Annotated in this window: 13 protein-coding genes; 6 read left to right on the plus strand and 7 right to left on the minus strand. The window is 54.9% G+C overall.

Annotated elements, in window-relative coordinates; all coding sequences use genetic code 11:
* Window positions 1-194: 194 nt before the first annotated feature.
* From infB to rimP, 3 genes are all read right to left on the minus strand, one after another.
* Window positions 195-3,674 (minus strand): translation initiation factor IF-2, encoded by a 3,480-nt coding sequence (gene infB / locus ABD931_RS24175; protein ID WP_345270595.1) that lies wholly within the window; start codon window positions 3,672-3,674, stop codon window positions 195-197.
* A gap of 76 nt (window positions 3,675-3,750) precedes the next feature.
* Window positions 3,751-4,995: a transcription termination factor NusA gene (nusA, locus tag ABD931_RS24180; protein ID WP_345270596.1), complete on the minus strand. Its 1,245-nt coding sequence runs from the start codon at window positions 4,993-4,995 to the stop codon at window positions 3,751-3,753.
* A gap of 91 nt (window positions 4,996-5,086) precedes the next feature.
* Window positions 5,087-5,587 carry a ribosome maturation factor RimP gene (gene rimP / locus ABD931_RS24185; protein ID WP_345270597.1) on the minus strand — a complete coding sequence of 167 codons (501 nt, stop codon included), beginning with the start codon at window positions 5,585-5,587 and terminating at the stop codon, window positions 5,087-5,089.
* A 199-nt stretch (window positions 5,588-5,786) separates the two neighbouring features.
* Here rimP and ABD931_RS24190 point away from each other — a divergent pair, with 199 nt between their 5' ends.
* Window positions 5,787-6,914, plus strand: coding sequence for an endonuclease/exonuclease/phosphatase family protein (locus ABD931_RS24190; RefSeq protein ID WP_345270598.1), 1,128 nt, complete (start codon window positions 5,787-5,789; stop codon window positions 6,912-6,914).
* A gap of 73 nt (window positions 6,915-6,987) precedes the next feature.
* Here ABD931_RS24190 and ABD931_RS24195 read toward each other — a convergent pair whose 3' ends face one another.
* From ABD931_RS24195 to ABD931_RS24205, 3 genes are read right to left on the minus strand one after another with little or no spacing between them, the layout of a single operon-like run.
* Entirely contained in the window at window positions 6,988-7,821 is an 834-nt protein-coding gene (locus ABD931_RS24195; RefSeq protein ID WP_345270599.1) for a phosphogluconate dehydrogenase C-terminal domain-containing protein, read from the minus strand.
* Entirely contained in the window at window positions 7,818-8,660 is an 843-nt protein-coding gene (locus tag ABD931_RS24200; RefSeq protein WP_345270600.1) for a sugar phosphate isomerase/epimerase family protein, read from the minus strand. Before ABD931_RS24200 ends, ABD931_RS24195 begins: the two co-directional genes overlap by 4 nt.
* Entirely contained in the window at window positions 8,657-9,670 is a 1,014-nt protein-coding gene (locus ABD931_RS24205) for a GntR family transcriptional regulator (protein WP_345270601.1), read from the minus strand. Before ABD931_RS24205 ends, ABD931_RS24200 begins: the two co-directional genes overlap by 4 nt.
* Before the next feature lie 151 nt (window positions 9,671-9,821).
* Here ABD931_RS24205 and ABD931_RS24210 point away from each other — a divergent pair, with 151 nt between their 5' ends.
* From ABD931_RS24210 to ABD931_RS24230, 5 genes are read left to right on the plus strand one after another with little or no spacing between them, the layout of a single operon-like run.
* Window positions 9,822-10,862 (plus strand): Gfo/Idh/MocA family protein, encoded by a 1,041-nt coding sequence (locus tag ABD931_RS24210; RefSeq protein WP_345270602.1) that lies wholly within the window; start codon window positions 9,822-9,824, stop codon window positions 10,860-10,862.
* The gene (locus tag ABD931_RS24215) at window positions 10,859-12,340 is read left to right on the plus strand and encodes a sugar ABC transporter ATP-binding protein (RefSeq protein WP_345270603.1); all 1,482 of its coding nucleotides are present in this window, start codon (window positions 10,859-10,861) and stop codon (window positions 12,338-12,340) included. The genes ABD931_RS24210 and ABD931_RS24215 overlap by 4 nt, the downstream gene beginning before the upstream one ends.
* A 20-nt stretch (window positions 12,341-12,360) precedes the next feature.
* A complete protein-coding gene (locus ABD931_RS24220; protein WP_345270604.1) occupies window positions 12,361-13,368 on the plus strand; it encodes an ABC transporter permease in 1,008 nt (335 codons plus the stop codon).
* 14 nt (window positions 13,369-13,382) lie between these two features.
* Entirely contained in the window at window positions 13,383-14,423 is a 1,041-nt protein-coding gene (locus ABD931_RS24225) for a substrate-binding domain-containing protein (RefSeq protein WP_345270605.1), read from the plus strand.
* A gap of 30 nt (window positions 14,424-14,453) precedes the next feature.
* Window positions 14,454-16,292 carry a D-apionate lactonase family protein gene (locus ABD931_RS24230; RefSeq protein WP_345270606.1) on the plus strand — a complete coding sequence of 613 codons (1,839 nt, stop codon included), beginning with the start codon at window positions 14,454-14,456 and terminating at the stop codon, window positions 16,290-16,292.
* Here the strand turns inward: ABD931_RS24230 and ABD931_RS24235 are convergent.
* On the minus strand, window positions 16,276-16,686 hold the full coding sequence (locus ABD931_RS24235) for a molybdenum cofactor biosynthesis protein MoaE (RefSeq protein ID WP_345270607.1): 411 nt from the start codon (window positions 16,684-16,686) through the stop codon (window positions 16,276-16,278). The genes ABD931_RS24230 and ABD931_RS24235 overlap by 17 nt on opposite strands.
* Window positions 16,687-16,692: the final 6 nt, after the last annotated feature.

The raw sequence follows: 16,692 nt of genomic DNA on the forward strand, positions 1-16,692 counted from the left end.
ACGCCCTACAACACGGTTTTGGTTTAGGAAGCCTGAAATTAACAAATCGGGCGGGTTCCGGAAGTACCTGTTTATAAAAAGCTATACGAGTTTTCGATGGCAATTAGGTTCAGGGAGCAGGTATGGGGTAAAATGCAGAAAGGCCTTCACTGTGCGAACAGGAAGGCCTTTTCCGGGTAAACGGCTCAGTGAGCTTACAGCGTCCGCTTCACTTCTTTCAATTCGAAGCTTTCAATGGTATCTCCCACCATTATATCGTTGAAGTTTTTCACACTCAAACCACATTCGTAGCCGGAGCGAACTTCGTTTACATCATCTTTAAACCGCTTGAGCGCGCTGATTTCGCCGGTATGCACCACAATAAAGTCGCGGATAACCCGGATCTTGTTGTTGCGCTTGATCAGCCCTTCGGTTACGTAACAACCCGCTACGGTACCGATCTTGCTGATCTTGAAGACCTCGCGTACTTCAATGTTGCCGACAATTACCTCCTCAACCGTCGGGGCCAGCATACCTTCCATAGCATCCTTGACCTCGTTGATGGCGTCGTAGATTATCGAGTACAGACGAATCTCAATCTGCTCCTGCTCGGCCAGACGACGGGCACTCGCCGACGGCCGTACCTGGAAGCCGACGATGATCGCATCCGAGGCCGATGCCAGCAGAATATCCGATTCGGAAATCTGACCAACGGCTTTGTGGATGATATTCACCTGTACCTCTTCGGTCGAGAGTTGCAGCAGTGAATCCGACAAGGCTTCTACCGAACCGTCTACGTCACCTTTCACGATCACATTCAGCTCTTTGAACGAACCGATAGCCTTCCGGCGACCAATCTCTTCCAGCGTAATGTGTTTGCGGGTCCGCATGGTCTGCTCGCGCACCAACTGCTCGCGCTTGTTGGCAATTTCGCGGGCTTCGCGCTCGGTTTCCATGACGTTGAACTTGTCTCCGGCCTGTGGGGCACCTGGCAGACCGAGAATCTGAACCGGCGTTGACGGCCCCGCTTCTTTGATGCGCTGTCCTACATCATCGGTCATTGCCCGTATACGGCCGTAGTGGGCACCTACCAGTACAATATCACCTACCTTAAGCGTACCGTTCTGTACCAGAATAGTCGAGACGTAACCACGGCCTTTATCGAGCGAGGCTTCAATAACGGTACCATTGGCCCGGCGGTTCGGATTGGCTTTCAGATCGAGTAGTTCGGCTTCCAGCAGCACCTTCTCCAGCAGGTCGTCAATACCCATACCCGACTTGGATGAGATCTCCTGAGCCTGGTATTTGCCACCCCAGTCCTCAACCAGCAGGTTCATCTGGGCCAGCTCTTCGCGGATCTTTTCGGCGTTGGCGCCCGGCTTATCCACTTTGCTGAACGCAAAGACAATCGGTACACCTGCCACCTGTGCGTGGTTGATAGCCTCGCGGGTTTGTGGCATCACGCTGTCATCGGCGGCAATCACAATAATAACCACATCGGTTACCTTGGCCCCGCGGGCACGCATGGCCGTAAAGGCTTCGTGACCCGGTGTATCCAGGAAGGTGATCATCCGACCATCTTCTGTCGTTACGCTATAAGCCCCGATGTGCTGGGTTATACCCCCGGCTTCACCGGCGGCAACGCGGGTCCGGCGGATGTAGTCAAGCAATGATGTTTTACCGTGGTCAACGTGACCCATGATGGTGACAATGGGCGCACGGGACTCCAGATCTTCCTGAGCATCGTTCTGTCCGTCGTCGATGCCTGCCTCTACCTCTTCCTCGGCCGAAACAAACTGCACATCGTAGCCAAATTCATCGGCAATCACCGTAATGGCTTCGGCATCGAGCCGCTGATTGATCGAAACGAACATGCCCAGACTCATACATACCGAGATCACTTCGTTAACGGAGACATCCATCAACGAGGACAGGTCGTTGGCCGACACAAATTCGGTTACCTTCAGTACCTTGGCGTCTTCCTGTTCGGCCAGTAAACGCTGCTCTTCGCGTTCGGCGCGGTTCCGGCGACGATCCTCTCTGGCTTTGGCACCCCGATTTGGTTTATTTGATCCCAGCATCCGGGACTGCGTCGCCTTGATCGAATCCCGTACATCACGGGCTGAGGGTTCCTCCCGGCGTTCGCGCCGTTTATCGCCCGGTCGGTCGTTCCGCTTGTTTGCATTGTTGGTACCACCCCGGTTGGCATTGTTGCCGGCACCCGGTCCACCGGCCTGAGCCGGACGATTGCCCTGACCCTGTTGTGCCGGTCCGCGTTCGGTACGTTCGCCCTGTGGACGATCTGATTGCGGACGGTCACCCTGCGGACCACGCTCGGTTTGTGGACGATCGCCGGGGCCGCGTCCCTGCTGATTGCGGTCACCCTGCGGACCACGCTCGTTCGGATTGCGATCACCAGGGCCACGACCGGTGGGACCACGATCTGGTCCACCTTCACGGTTCCGGAAGTTATTACCACCCTGCCCGCCGGGTTGACCGGGCTGGCCACCTCCGCCGGTGTTAGGGCCTACCGCTACACCTTCGCGGCTGCGAATGCGTTTGCGTTTCTTCTTCTTATCACGATCCCGGTCGCCACCGCCCGACTGGCGGGGGTTATCGACGGGTAGATCAATTTTTCCTTTGATAGTCAGACCCCGCAGTTGGTGGCGACCTTCAGCCCGTATAGTTTCTGATGACCCATTCCCTTCTGTTTCATCTGCCTGAACAGGCGGAGCTACCGGTTCGGCCGGGCGGTTCGGCTCAGCAGGCCGGGTCGGCCGATCGGTACGTAGCTGCGATTCAGCGGGTTGCGGCTGTTGCGCGGGTTCGGTTGTGGGCCGGGGAGCTGGTTGGGGCTGAGCCGGTGCAGGCTGCGGCTGTTTGGCTTCAACGGGAGCCGGGGCGGCCGGTTGAGCCGGCTTTGGGGCTTCCGTACGTTGCGGCTGTGGTTCGGCCGGTTGCGGCTGTTTAGCGACCACCGGCTGTTGCGCGGGTTCGGCCGTGGGCCGGGGAGCCGGCTGGGCCGGTGCCGGCTGCGGCTGCCGGGCTTCGACAGGAGCCGGGGCGGTTGGTTGAGCCGGTTTCGGGATGTCTGTACGCTGCGGCTGCGGTTCGGCCGGTTGCGGCTGTTTAGCGACCACCGGCTGTTGCGCGGGTTCGGCCGTGGGCCGGGGGGCCGGCTGGGCCGGTGCAGGCTGTGGTTGCCGGGTTTCGACCGGAGCCGGGGACGGAGTGGCAGGTTGCGGATTTGGCTGAGCCGGTGCCGGTTTGGCATTCAGGTCAATTTTACCCAATACTTTCAGACCTGGCAATTGATTGCCGGAAACAGGCTCGGCCACGCGCTCGCTGGCCTTAGGAACCTCGGGAGTACGCTCGACCGGAGCCGGGGCCGGAGTAGCAGTCTGCGGTTGAGACGATGCAGGACGTCCTTTATCGTCGCGGAAATATTGCACTACATTTCCTTCGTCCCGGCGGGGCGCTTCAGCCACCGGGGCCGGGCGCGCATTCGCTCCGTTGACGAGGTCTGTAGATTTAAAATCCTTAGCCAGTACCTCCAACTGCTCGGAGTATAACTTGGTGTTGGGATTACTTTCGACCTTAAACCCTTTGGCAGAGAGATGACTCACCACCGTGGCAATACCCACGTTGAGAATTTTTGCCGCTTGGCTTAGGCGCATTGATTTATCTTCTGCCATACGTTCGGTCTATAATAGGCAAATTTAATGGTTGTTTGTATGGTAAGAACAATAGTTACAGTAATAAAAATCCCTCTTATTCAAACTCCTGACGCAGGATATCCAGAATGTAGTCGATCGTTTCTTCTTCCAGATCGGTCCGGCGGAGTAGTTCTTCCTTGCTCAGCGCCAGCACGCTCTTGGCCGTATCGAGTCCTACCCGACGCAGTTCTTCGATGATCCACTCGTCGATCTCGTCGGTAAATTCCGACAGATCAACATCTTCATCGTCTTCCTGCCCTTCGGTGTCACGGAATACATCGATCTCCAAATCGACCAGCCGGCTGGCTAGTTTGATGTTCTGGCCGCCTTTTCCGATGGCCAGTGACACCTGATCCGGTTTGAGGAATACCGACACCCGTTTGGCGTCGCGGTCAATTTGCATCGAACTGATCTTAGCCGGGCTGAGGGCACGGCTGATGAGCAGTTCGAGGTTTTCGGTATAGTTGATGACATCGATGTTCTCGTTGCCCAACTCGCGCACAATGCTGTGAATCCGGGAACCCTTCATCCCCACACAAGCACCAACGGGGTCGATGCGGTCGTCGTATGATTCGACGGCTACTTTGGCCCGTTCGCCCGGTTCCCGCACAATCTTCCGGATGGAAATCAGGCCGTCGTAGATCTCCGGAATTTCTGTTTCGAACAGCCGCTCCAGGAAGATCGGCGATGTGCGGGACAGAATGATTTTCGGCGAGCCGTTAAGCATATCAACCCGGTGAATTACTGCCTTCACACTTTCGCCTTTCCGGTAGCGGTCTTTCGGAATCTGCTCGCCTTTCGGCAGGCTCAGTTCGTTGTTTTCACTGTCGACCAGAATTACTTCATTCTTGACCAACTGGTACACCTCGGCATTGACAAGATCACCTACCTGATCTTTGTATTTCTGGTACAACAGCTCTTTCTCCAGATCCTTGATTTTCTGGATGAGGGTCTGGCGGGCGGTCTGCACCACCCGGCGGCCGAAGTCTTCCAGCTTTACCTCTTCGGCAACCTGCTCGCCCACTTCAAAGTCGGTTTGGATCCGACGGGCTTCCGATAAAGGAATCTTATCGTAATCCCAGATATCTTCCGAATCATCGTCGACAATTTCGCGGGTGCGCCACATTTCGAGGTCACCGCTTTCCGCGTTGATGATTACGTCAAAGTTATCGTCGGTGCCGAATTTCTTACGTATCATCGTCCGGAACACATCTTCCAGGATCTTGATCATCGTTGGCCGGTCAATATTCTTTGACTTGGCAAAATCGGCGAACGAATCTATAAGTACTCCGCTGTTCATCTTTTTAGCGTTTGAGGTTTAAGGTTTAAGGTTTAAGGTGTGAGTTCACTCCGGCGGAGCAACTTCAAACGTTAAACCTTAAACTTCAAACCTATTTAAAGGACACTTCTACGTTGGTTTTCTGAATATCGTTAAACCGGAGTGTCTGTAATCCGGTGGGTTCAGGGGCAATCGTTTCAACAGCCTTTTTCTTTGGTTTTTTTACGGGTGGAATATCCACTACAATATGATCATCGCCGACCGACTCCAGTTGTCCGTGCAGAACCTGACCGTCTTTCAGCGTGACCGCAACCTGGCGACCGACGTTTTTCAAATACTGCCGCCGGAACTGAAGCGGAAAATCGATGCCGGGTGATGATACCTCAAGGGTAAAAGGAGCTCCGCTGAATAAATCAATTTCGTCTAACTGCGCACCGAGACGCCGGCTAACGCTGGCGCACTCGTCAATGGTAATGCCCTCGTCACTGTCGAGCAGGACAGTAACCTTGATCCGGCCACCCTGGCGACCGGCCACGTGAATATCAACAATAAAGAACTGATCACCGTTCAGATACGGCTGGAGCAGTTCGGTAATGCGAGCAATGTCGTCCATGCTAATACCCTAACAAAAAAGGGAGTAAAACTCCCTTTTCCGAACAGTCACTTGTTTGGTAAGCGCTGCAAAGATAATAGAAAACCGACTAAGGAGCAAGCCTTTTGCTCAGGTAAAAGGGATGGTTTGGCAAACAAGCTGTAAGTTTAGCGGTTGAATAACCGGTACATTACCATTACTCCCGATTTTAATTCTATCTATGGCTACCCGCGTACGCGTTGGCGGACTAATTGGTACATTTTTGTCGTCGTTGCTTTGGTCGTTGAATCTGCTGCTGTTCCTGTACACGCTGCTGCTGTATTTTCTGCTATACAAACTGCCCACAGAGCATTGGTCGGCAAGTCTGCTGCTGATTACCATGCCAGTGACCTGGATGTTGCACATCGGGTTTGTGTTAAGCTGGTCGTTAGGCCGTTCCTGGCGGGCCTTATTATCAGCCGTTTCGATTCTGGCCGGATTTCTGTTCTGGCCGCGAACTATTGCGTATAATGTGCCTCAGGTACCTCAAACCGGTCATCGCCCGCTCAAAGTTTTAAGCTTTAATACCACCGGTTTCGACGCCGATGCTTACTGGAAGCCCCGGCGTTTATCTCCCAAAGCCCGTCAGGTCATTACCTGGTCAGTCGAACAGGAGGCTCCTATAAAATGCTTTCAGGAGTTTTACAGTAATACCAACATACCGGGCTACCGGGTTATACAACGGCTGCGTGATGCCGGTTACTCCTATTACGCCAGCTTACCGCCTAAAGGGACTTCACAACCAGATCAGGTTATAGGCGTAGTTACCTTTTCGCGTTATCCAATCCTGAATCAGGGCGGAGAACTGTTACAGCACCTGAATGGGGTACTGTGGACGGATATTAACGCTGGTGGCGATACAATCCGGATTATTAATGTTCATCTGCATTCGATGGGGATTCGCGTTCGGAAAGTGTTCACTCAGAAAGAAATGGAAGGTGTTAAAAGTGAAACGAAAGATATACTGTCTTCCCTGAAAGAAGGTTTTATTGAACGCCGGGAGCAGGTGCGGATCGTAGAAAAATACGTAGCTGAAAGCCCTTACCCCGTGATTGTAACCGGTGACTTGAACGAGACTCCGTATAGTATTGTGTACGAGCGACTCCGCCGGCGGTTGCGTAACGCCTACGAAGATGGCGGCCGGGGTTTTCAGTTCACCCTCAATCGCGCTCCCCGTTTCATCCGCATCGACAATCAGTTTTACAGCGCCGGCCTACAGGTGCTCGACTTTGTTACCTACCGGGACGTTCCCTACTCCGACCACTTCCCGATTATGGGAACCTACGTTTTTGAAGAAGTTAAGAATTAAGAGTTAAGAGTTGCTTGCGCCATCGGACGGCCGAAGCCGCATAATTCTTCACTCTTAATTCTTAACTCTTCACTCACTTCCTCGTAATATCCTTCACCTGCTCCCGGATGTCGTCCATCTCGAAGATTTGCTTCCAGTTGTCGCGGAAGAGCAGAGGCTTGGCGCGTTTGCTGATTTTGTAGGCGGCATCGGAGAAGGTGCCGTTGACTTCTTTAAACAGGACTGCAATTTGAATACGCAGATGGCCCAGCACAAAGTCGCGGGCGGCTGCTTCGGGTACGCCTAATTCCACAATCCGGTCGTAACCTTCTTTCACCACTTCCATGCAGGTCTGGGCCAGGGTCTCCACCATAGCCGGCTCCAGAATAGCCATCTGCTCCAGCGTAATCCGGTAGGTGTCTTTAATGGGCTGGTACATCTCCTGGGCTACTTTTGCGCCTAATTGGTAGTGGTCTTCGGTGCCGGCCATCAGGGCTACCACAATGGACTGTTTGGCCGAGATGCCGCCGTAGAAATCGCGGAAGGCTGCTTCGGTAGGCTCCCAGTTGAAGACGGAGGGGTGGCAGGGGTGGGCAATCACATAGCCGAGGTCGTCGCGGTGGTGAATAACGCCGTCGAGCGGGGCTGCCGGGTCGAGGGTGAGAACTACGGAGCCGGGCTTCATCATTGGGATGATTTCGTCGGAGATGGCTCCGATAGTTACGTCGGGCACGGCCAGGATAACGACATCCGATATGGGGACCACGTCGGCCTGATTTTTTACGGTAACGCCCCGCTGTTGCAGGTTTTCGAGGCCTTTGGGGCTTACCTCCAGGCAGTGTACGTCGTAATGAGGGAGCTTCTGAAAATTATCGACCAGCCGGCAGCCCATTTTGCCGCCCGCACCGACCAGGGTAATCGTTGTCATTCGTTGGTAAAGGTTATAGGTGATTTGGATTCAAATAAGGGTTTCAGGTATTGAAGGCTCTCGTTGGCCCACTGCTCTTCTTTGCGCAGGGTGTCGTCCTGCTCCGTCTCCGGCACTACCCACTGCTCCAGAATAGCCGTATGGCACTTACCCGTTTTACTAATCTTTTCTAAGAGCCACGGGATATTCAGCATGCCTTTGCCGGCGGGCCGGCCATCAATCTGAAAGCCCATTTTATGCGGCAGCCGCTGAATGCCGAAATCTTTTAGGTGCAGGTTCACCGTATAGGGAGCCAGGCAATCGACAATTGTTTCCAGCCCTTCGGCGGCACCCAGCGAGTTGGCAGAGTCGAGGCAGATGCCTACGTGCTTACTGCCGACTTTCTCGATAATCTCGCGAAACTGCCGGGCCTTCAGCCGGTCGTGGTTTTCAAGCGCGAGCGTGACGCCCTGCCGTTTGAGCGAGGAGTTTGCCTCCTGAATGATACTGACAATGTCCGGTACCGGAGGCTCGTAGCCGGGTTGGTCAATCACAAAGCGGAGAATACGAGCCTTCAGAAAAGCGGCAATGTCGATATACCGGTGCAGGTAATCGGGGGTGAGGCCGCGGGCACCAACTTCCAGTTCGATGCTCATACTCCGGCTGAGCCGGTACAGATAATCCAGTCGCTCTTCGGCAAAGGTGTGGAGCGGCAGATTATCGCCAATCTGCACCAGCGACAGGCCGAACGCTTTAGTTTTGGCCAGCAGTTGGTGTTCCAGCATTTTACGGGGGTACTGCATGTCCGGTACGCCGATGGCCCAGCCGTAGGTGTAGGTGCCGATTCCTAATGTCATCATAGGGTAGCCCGAAGAATCATTCGGGACGGATTTGGTAGTTGTTCGGTGGTTTTGTTCAGCATACATTCGCCGGCGGTGCGGCCCATCAGGGCAAAATCTGTAGAAATGACGGTAATGCCATTCTCCAGAATCTCTTTCATCGGTGTGTCATCGTACGAAATCAGCCCGATTTCGTTGCCCAGTTTCCAGCCTTTTTCCCGCACGGCTTTGATAAACGTAATTAAATCCCAGTCGGCAAACAAGAGGTAGGCTTCGCCAGAACTGAGTAGTGTGGTATCGAACCGATCCACAACGGCACAGGGTATATTGGTCTGCCGGGCATAGTCGTAAAATCCATGGGTAATTTCGTCCGGTACAAACTGAAAATGGTCCTGCGACAGCACCAGCGTTAGCTTTTTATACTGCTGTAACCGCGGTTCTGCGGCTTGTAACCCTTCAAAAATATCCCGCCGGAAGTCCTGGTACACGGCCGCGTACTCGCCCTGAAGCGTCGGTATAGCCTTGTCGATAACAAGCAGTTTATCGGTAGGAATCAACCGCACAATCGCCGACATATCTTCGTTGAAGTGCGGCATGATAACGTAATAATTGTACAGGCCGAGACTATTCTGAATCAGCCGTTCAAACTGCTCCACATCGTAATGGTGAAAGAACAGGCTTAGCCGGGTATCGGGCGGCAAGGCTTCTTTCAGCGAGTGGTACAATACTTCCTTGTAAGCATTCAGCGTATCGAACAGCACGAAGACATTGAGCGACGAGCGGATGTCGGTACGGGCTACGTAAAAGCCTTTGCCGTGCTGCGACAGAATAGCCCCGCGCTGCCGGAGTTCTTCATACGCTTTGGCAACCGTTACTTTGGCAACGCCCTGCCACCCGGCTAATTCGCTGATGGAGGGGAGCTGCTGCCCCTGCTGCAAGGTCCCTTTTTCAATAAATGCCAGGACCTCATCGACAATCTGCCGGTATTTGGGCCGACTGGAGGCAGTGGCTATTTGAATCAGGTCGCGCATAAAAATATAGCACCTTACAAAGAAAATCTTACAACTATCTTTGAAATGAGTAGCTCTTGTTTAGCTTTGTGGTGAAATAAAGCAGTAGAGTACAGTAGAGTTTCGGCTGGTGAAGGTAGTAAAATTCTGTGCAGACTGTTCCTAAACCTTTATGAAAAATTTGCGATTTGCGGTGCTGGGTACCGGCTTCTGGTCAACCTATCAGATTGCCGGCTGGCGTGAACTGGACAGTGTTGAACTGGTAGCCGTGTATAACCGGACCCGCACCCGCGCCGGGCAGGTGGCGGAGCAGTTTGGAGTGCCTCATGTGTATGACGATGCCGACGAACTGCTCCGCAACCATGCCGGCGAACTGGATTTTGTGGATATTATTACGGACGTAGATACCCACGCGCTCTTCACCGAAAAAGCGGCTGCCGCCGGGCTGAACGTTATTTGTCAGAAGCCGATGGGTCCAAATCTGGAAACGGCGCAGCGCATGGTGGATACCTGCCGGCAGGCGGGCGTGCAGTTCTTTGTGCATGAGAACTTTCGCTGGCAATCGTCTATCCGAAAGCTGAAAGCAGTTATCGACTCCGGCGTAATTGGTGAGGTATTCAAGGCACAAATCAGTTTTTGCTCCGGCTTTGCGGTGTTCGACAACCAGCCCTTTCTGGCGGAACTGGAGCAGTTTATTCTGACGGATATTGGCTCACACATTCTGGATGTCTGCCGGTTTCTGTTCGGGGAAGTAAACACCCTGTATTGCCAGACGACCCGCGTGAATCTGCGCATCAAAGGCGAAGACGTGGCTATTGTGGCTATGACCATGCAGAACGGTATTATCTGCCAGGCAGAGATGTCGTATGCGTCCATTCTGGAAAAAGAAGCCTTTCCACAAACGCTGGCGCTGGTGGAAGGTAGTCTGGGGTCTGTGCGACTTACGCACGATTTCGTCTTAAACATAACTACCCGCAGCGGCACCGACACCCAAACGGCGTCGCCGGTGATGTACCCCTGGCTCGACCGGGCTTATGCGGTCGTTCACGCGTCTATTGTCGATTGTAACCGGAATATCCTATCGGCCTTGCAGGGGCAGGGTGCCGCCGAGACGACAGGGGGCGATAACCTCGAAACCGTCCGGCTGGTGTATGCCGCCTACGAATCTGCCCGTACCAACTCGGTAATCACCGTTTCTTCCTTCGGCCGATGAACCCTATCCTGCAACTCCGTGGCATCAGCAAATCATTTCCGGGTGTGAAGGCGCTGGAAGGCGTTGACTTTGACCTGCGGGCGGGGGAAGTTCACGCGCTGTGCGGAGAAAACGGAGCGGGCAAATCGACGCTGATGAACATCCTGACGGGTAACCTCGAGCCCGATGCCGGTCAGGTGTTACTGGATAGCTTGGCAGTGGAAATCAGCGGCCCGGCCGAAGCCTCGCGGCTGGGTATTGCCATTGTGTACCAGCAGTTGAGCGTCATCAACACCCTGTCGGTTGCCGAAAACATCTTTGCCAACCGGCAGCCACGTGGTAAACTGGGTTTTATCTGGTACAGTCAGCTTTATGCCCAGACACAGGCGCTGCTGGATAAACTACAATTGAGGCACATTCGTCCCCAGAGTCTGGTAGGCGAACTGTCGCCGGGGCAGCGGCAGATGGTGGAGATTGCCAAGGCGCTGGCGCAGGACCCGCGTATCCTGATTCTGGATGAGCCAACGGCATCGATTACCCGGCAGGAGACGGATACGCTGTTTGCCATTATTCAACAGCTAAAAGACGATGGCAAAGGCATTGTCTACATCTCGCACCGACTGAACGAAATTTTTACCATTGCCGACCGGGTGACGGTACTCAAAGACGGCCGCTACCAGACCACCCGCCCCGTAGCCGACGTCACCGCCAATGACCTGATTCGGCTGATGGTCGGGCGGGATATCGAATTTGCCCGGACCGCTTCCTCCCGTACCGGTGAGCCCCTGCTGACCGTGCGAAATCTGACCGGCGGCCGGTTTGCAGACATCAGCTTTACGCTGCACCGGGGCGAAATACTCGGGCTGGCGGGGCTGGTCGGGGCCGGCCGGACGGAAATTGCCCGCGCCATTTTCGGTATTGATACTTTGATTAGTGGGGAGGTGTATGTACATAACAAACTATGTGCCATTCGGCACCCGGCCGATGCGGTGACGGCCGGTATCGGATACGTACCGGAGGAGCGAAAAACGCAGGGGGTATTTCTGAACATGTCGGTCATGGAAAACGTACTGGCGGCTGATCTGCCGGCCGCACAAACCGGTGGCTGGTACGGCATCGGCAAGGCCCGGCAGCTAGCCGAACGTTTTCGGGCGCAGCTACGCATGGCAACGCCTTCGGTTATGCAGCGGGCCGGGCTGTTGAGTGGCGGGAATCAGCAGAAAGCTGTATTGGCCCGCTGGCTGCTGGCGAACCCGGACGTACTGATTGTAGACGAGCCCACGCACGGCATCGACGTAGGGGCCAAAGCCGAAATCCATACGCTGCTGCGCGGTCTGGCGGCTGAGGGCAAGGGCATTTTGCTTATCTCCAGCGAACTGCCCGAACTGCTGGCCCTGGCCGACCGGATACTGGTTATCCGCCAGGGCACCCTGGCGGGAGAACTCGTAGGCGATACCGCTACCGAAGAAACCATTATGGCGCTGGCCGCTAATGCATAAACCGACTATTTCTAAACCCTATGCTTAACCAGATACTGCGGGACCGGGTGTACACCTTAACGCTGACCACGCTGCTGCTCTGCCTCGTCAGTGCCGCCGTGTTCCCGGCTACGTTTCCCACTTTCGAGAATTTCCGGCAACTGCTGCTCAATTTATCGATTGACGCCATTGTTGCCGTGGGCATGATGCTGCTCCTGATAGCTGGCGTGTTCGATTTGTCGGTTGGGTCGGTGGTGGCGTTTGCGGGTGGCTTGTCGGCGCACCTGATGGTGTATTATGACGTGCCGGTGCCGGTGGCTATGCTGATGGGGCTGGGCAGCGCCGTGCTGATTGGCTGGATCAACGGTTACCTGATTGCTTACCAGGGCATTAACCCGCTCATACAGACGCTGGCCATGATGGGCATCGTGCGCGGGGGCGCTCTGATGGTGGCCGGGGCCGGTATTCAGAACCTGCCGTACTGGTACAACGCCATCGGACAATCAAAACTACTGGGGGTGCAGATGCCGGTCTGGTATATGGGGCTGGTGGTAGCAGCTTTTACGTTTCTGGTCAACCGCACCGTTTTCTTCCGACGTTACTACTACATCGGCGGCAACGAGCAGGCCGCCGAGCTATCGGGTATCCGGGTCCGGCGGATGAAACTTTACGCCTTTATGCTATCGGCTACGCTGGCGGGTGTGGCGGGTCTTTTGCTGACTTCGCGTTTAGGAGCCGCGCTATCCACACTGGGCCGGGGTATGGAGTTGCGGGTGATTACGGCTGTCATTCTCGGCGGAGCCAGTCTGACGGGTGGCGTTGGTAAGATTCCGGGTGCCTTGCTGGGTGCTTTGTTCATGGGCCTGGTAGCCAACATCATGGTCATTGCGCGGGTGTCGGGTTACTGGCAGGAAATAATTTTGGGACTAATACTGATTATCGCCGTCTGGATTGACCTTGCGTTGCAGCGACGTAGCGCCGGGCGGCAGGGGCTTGCCCGAAAATTTAGTAATAAACCTTCACCGGAGGGAGTAGGTGTTGACCAATAAGAGCCAATAACGCTATGCAGTTAATCCAAACCCGATTTCTCCTGGGTATTCTGCTTACCGCGCTGGCCGGCTGCGAATTGCCGCCCCGCGACCAGACAGGGGTAACGCAACTGGCACTACAAACCAGTGACGAAAGCGAAGAAGCACGGACTAATGAAGAGTACGTCATGGTGACGACGGCCGTTGGTATGCCCATGTACGTTAACCACGACCAGGCCGCCTTTAAACGCTGGGGCAAACAAATGGGGGTCAAAACCAGCATCCTCGGTCCGGCCGACTGGGACGTTCCCGCCCAGATTAACACCATTGAGGAGGTAATCGGCACCCGCCCGACCGGTCTGCTCATCAACGGCACCGACCCCGCCATTGCCCAGGCCATTGACAAGGCCGTAGCGGCCGGTATTCCCACGGTCGTGTATGATTCCGATATTCCGAACTCCCGGCGGCATGCCTTTCTGGGTACCAACTGGTACGAAATTGGCCGGATGCAGGGCGAAGAAGTGGCCCGGCTCATCGGCGGGAAAGGCAAAGTTGCTTACATGGGTATTCTGGGACTGAACAATATGGAAGACGGTTTCCGGGGAATGCTGGACGTGTTTAAGCGCTACCCGAATATTGAAGTCGTCGGTAAGTTTGATGATAAGGCCAACGTAGAAACAGCCGCTCGCATCACCGCCGACCTGCTGGCCGCTCATCCGGATATAGCCGGTATCTGCGGGTTCGACTCCAACTCAGGACCCGGTATTGCGCTCGCGGTGAAAGAAGCCGGTAAGGCCGGTAAAGTAAAGATTACGACCGTGGACTGGGAGCCCGAACACCTCCGTCTGGTAAAGGAGGGCGTCATTCAGATGCTGGCCGGGCAAAAGCGGGAGCTGTTTACCTGGTATGGTGCGCAGTTTCTGTACGATATGGTCCACCGCACCAATAAGTTGTCGGGCAACGACACTATGGCCGGAATCAGTAACGTGCCCAATACGGTTAATACCGGGCTGCTGCGGATTACAAAGGAGAATGTGAATCAGTTTCTTACACCCTCTGGACCCCCAACCCCCTGAAGGAGTTTGTGGGTAATAAACCCCAGCCTTATGCCCTATAACCCCATCTTCCTCTACGGCTCATCCGACTCTTTGCCGAAGGCGCACACGCTAACCGCCGGGCCGGTGAATTGCCAGTATGAAAATGGCGTGCTACGCTACCTGCGGGTAGGCGGAGCAGAAATTGTGCGGATGATTTACCCGACGGTCCGGGATGCCAATTGGGGAACAGCCAAAGGCGTTATCCGGAACGAGCGTATTGACCAACAGACAGAAGGATTTGCCGTCAGCTACGATTGGGGGATTGATGATGCAGGTGTTCAACTGGATTGCCGGATAACCATTACCGGTGATGGCGCGGGAACCATTCTGTTTACATTTAAGGGACTGGCCCGAAATACCTTTCGGCGGAACCGCATCGGATTATGTGTACACCACCCCATCAGCGGCATCGCCGGGAAACCGTGTACAATTACCCATCCTGACGAGTCAACATCTTCCGCCGTTTTCCCGGAGTACGTCAGTCCCCATCAGTCGTTTCTGGATATCCTCGCTATGACGTGGTCGATGGGGGAGGGGTATTCTGTTCGGGTAGAGTTTGAGGGCGAAGTATTTGAGACCGAAGACCAGCGCAACTGGACCGACGGCTCGTTCAAAACTTACAGCACTCCGCTGCACCTGCCTTTCCCGGTGGAGGTGCCCGCCGGTACCGACATAGAGCAGCGAATCACCGTTAGCCTGATTGGCAGCCCTACGAGCCGTTCCGCATCCGAAAAAACGGTTACGCTTACCTTTTTGGAAGAGAGCCGGCCGATGCCGCGTATTGGTACCTGTCTAACGTTGACAACGGAGGAGTTGCAATTAGCCGAAAAGATTCGGGCGTTACCATTCTCCCACGGCCGGGTAGAGGTCTGGCTGACTAAGCCCGATTGGGCCGATACGCTCCGACAGGCGGGCCACCAGGCAAAGGCACTCGGATTACCGCTGGCCATCGGCTGCCACTTTGGCGTAAACCCGGAGCTACAGGTGGCCGCTTTACTTGACCTGTTGAGTACGCTGCCTCAACCACCCGAAGCCCTGTTCCTTTTTCAGGGAGGGCAGCCGGTAACCACACCAGTACTCCTACAAACTGTATTGCCGCAACTTCGTCGGCACTTACCGGCCTGCCGGTTGGTAGCTGGAACGTTCACCAACTTTGCTGAACTGAACCGAAATGCGGTGGATGGTATGGCGGCCGATGCCGTGAGCTATGCCGTACAGCCGCAGGAACACGCTTTCGACTTGCGGTCGCTCACCGAAGCGCTGCCGGCTCAGGCGGATACGGTAACGACGGCCAGCCGGGTATACCCTGACAAACCGGTATGGGTATCGCCTGTTACCTTGCGGAAGCGTTATAATCCCTACGCCACCAATCCCGATAACCGCTTTATTTCTCCGGAACAGCAGACCGACCCCCGACAACCCAGCTTGTTTCTGGCCGGCTGGACACTGGGCAGCCTGAATGCCTTAGCCTCAGCCGGCGCTTCGGACATAACCTACTACGAAACCGTTGGGTTGCGAGGCATATTGACAACCAACCGGCTGTTTCCGGTTTACCACCTCTTTCAGAAAATTGCTGAGTTTGCGCCGGAGCGGATCGGATTGGTACAGGTAAATGACCCGCTGGAGGTATCCGCCCTGCATCTGCTCAGGGGGCGCGAATTGCTGCTGCTACTGGCAAACCATACGAACGTGCCTCAGGAGGTACAGCTCTCTTCGCCTGTCAATGGTCAATTTTCCCAATTAGGGCCAGAAGGGTGGGAGGAGGTGGCCGGTTACCAGCATGTTGATAGCCTAGCTTTGTCGGCCTTTAGCGTAGCGCTCCTGCAAAGCACTACGGGTGCGCGTTAACCCAGACCTCGCCGTTTTTAAACACTTCTTTTTTCCAGATGGGGACTGTTTGCTTGATGGTGTCAATGATGTAGCGGCAGGCATCAAAGGCATCGGCGCGGTGGGGGGTGGCTACGCCGATGAGCACGGCAATCTCGCCGATGAGTAGGGTACCTTTTCGGTGAACGATGACGTAGTTCAGGACATTCCAGCGACGGCAGGCTTCATCAGCAATCTTCTGCATTTCCTTGATAGCCATGTTGTCGTAGGCTTCATACTCAAGGCGGTCGACGGCCTGCTCGCTGGTCTTGTTACGAACAATGCCGAAGAAAAAATCAATCGCTCCGGCTTCACCGGTCTGCAAATACCGGTAAGCCGAGCTGTAGTCGATGGGGTCGGTTGTAATGGCAATCATAGTCGG

The organism is Nibrella viscosa, assembly GCF_039541875.1.
Lineage (GTDB): Bacteria > Bacteroidota > Bacteroidia > Cytophagales > Spirosomataceae > Nibrella > Nibrella viscosa.

Bases quoted from the DNA above. Each gene is read 5' to 3' on its own strand.
- nusA (WP_345270596.1), bottom strand. From the start codon at position 4,995: ATGAACAGCGGAGTACTTATAGATTCGTTCGCCGATTTTGCCAAGTCA.
- rimP (WP_345270597.1), bottom strand. From the start codon at position 5,587: ATGGACGACATTGCTCGCATTACCGAACTGCTCCAGCCGTATCTGAAC.
- ABD931_RS24220 (WP_345270604.1), top strand. From the start codon at position 12,361: ATGCTTAACCAGATACTGCGGGACCGGGTGTACACCTTAACGCTGACC.
- ABD931_RS24215 (WP_345270603.1), top strand. From the start codon at position 10,859: ATGAACCCTATCCTGCAACTCCGTGGCATCAGCAAATCATTTCCGGGT.
- ABD931_RS24210 (WP_345270602.1), top strand. From the start codon at position 9,822: ATGAAAAATTTGCGATTTGCGGTGCTGGGTACCGGCTTCTGGTCAACC.
- infB (WP_345270595.1), bottom strand. From the start codon at position 3,674: ATGGCAGAAGATAAATCAATGCGCCTAAGCCAAGCGGCAAAAATTCTC.
- ABD931_RS24230 (WP_345270606.1), top strand. From the start codon at position 14,454: ATGCCCTATAACCCCATCTTCCTCTACGGCTCATCCGACTCTTTGCCG.
- ABD931_RS24200 (WP_345270600.1), bottom strand. From the start codon at position 8,660: ATGATGACATTAGGAATCGGCACCTACACCTACGGCTGGGCCATCGGC.
- ABD931_RS24195 (WP_345270599.1), bottom strand. From the start codon at position 7,821: ATGACAACGATTACCCTGGTCGGTGCGGGCGGCAAAATGGGCTGCCGG.
- ABD931_RS24225 (WP_345270605.1), top strand. From the start codon at position 13,383: ATGCAGTTAATCCAAACCCGATTTCTCCTGGGTATTCTGCTTACCGCG.
- ABD931_RS24190 (WP_345270598.1), top strand. From the start codon at position 5,787: ATGGCTACCCGCGTACGCGTTGGCGGACTAATTGGTACATTTTTGTCG.
- ABD931_RS24205 (WP_345270601.1), bottom strand. From the start codon at position 9,670: ATGCGCGACCTGATTCAAATAGCCACTGCCTCCAGTCGGCCCAAATAC.
- ABD931_RS24235 (WP_345270607.1), bottom strand. From the start codon at position 16,686: ATGATTGCCATTACAACCGACCCCATCGACTACAGCTCGGCTTACCGG.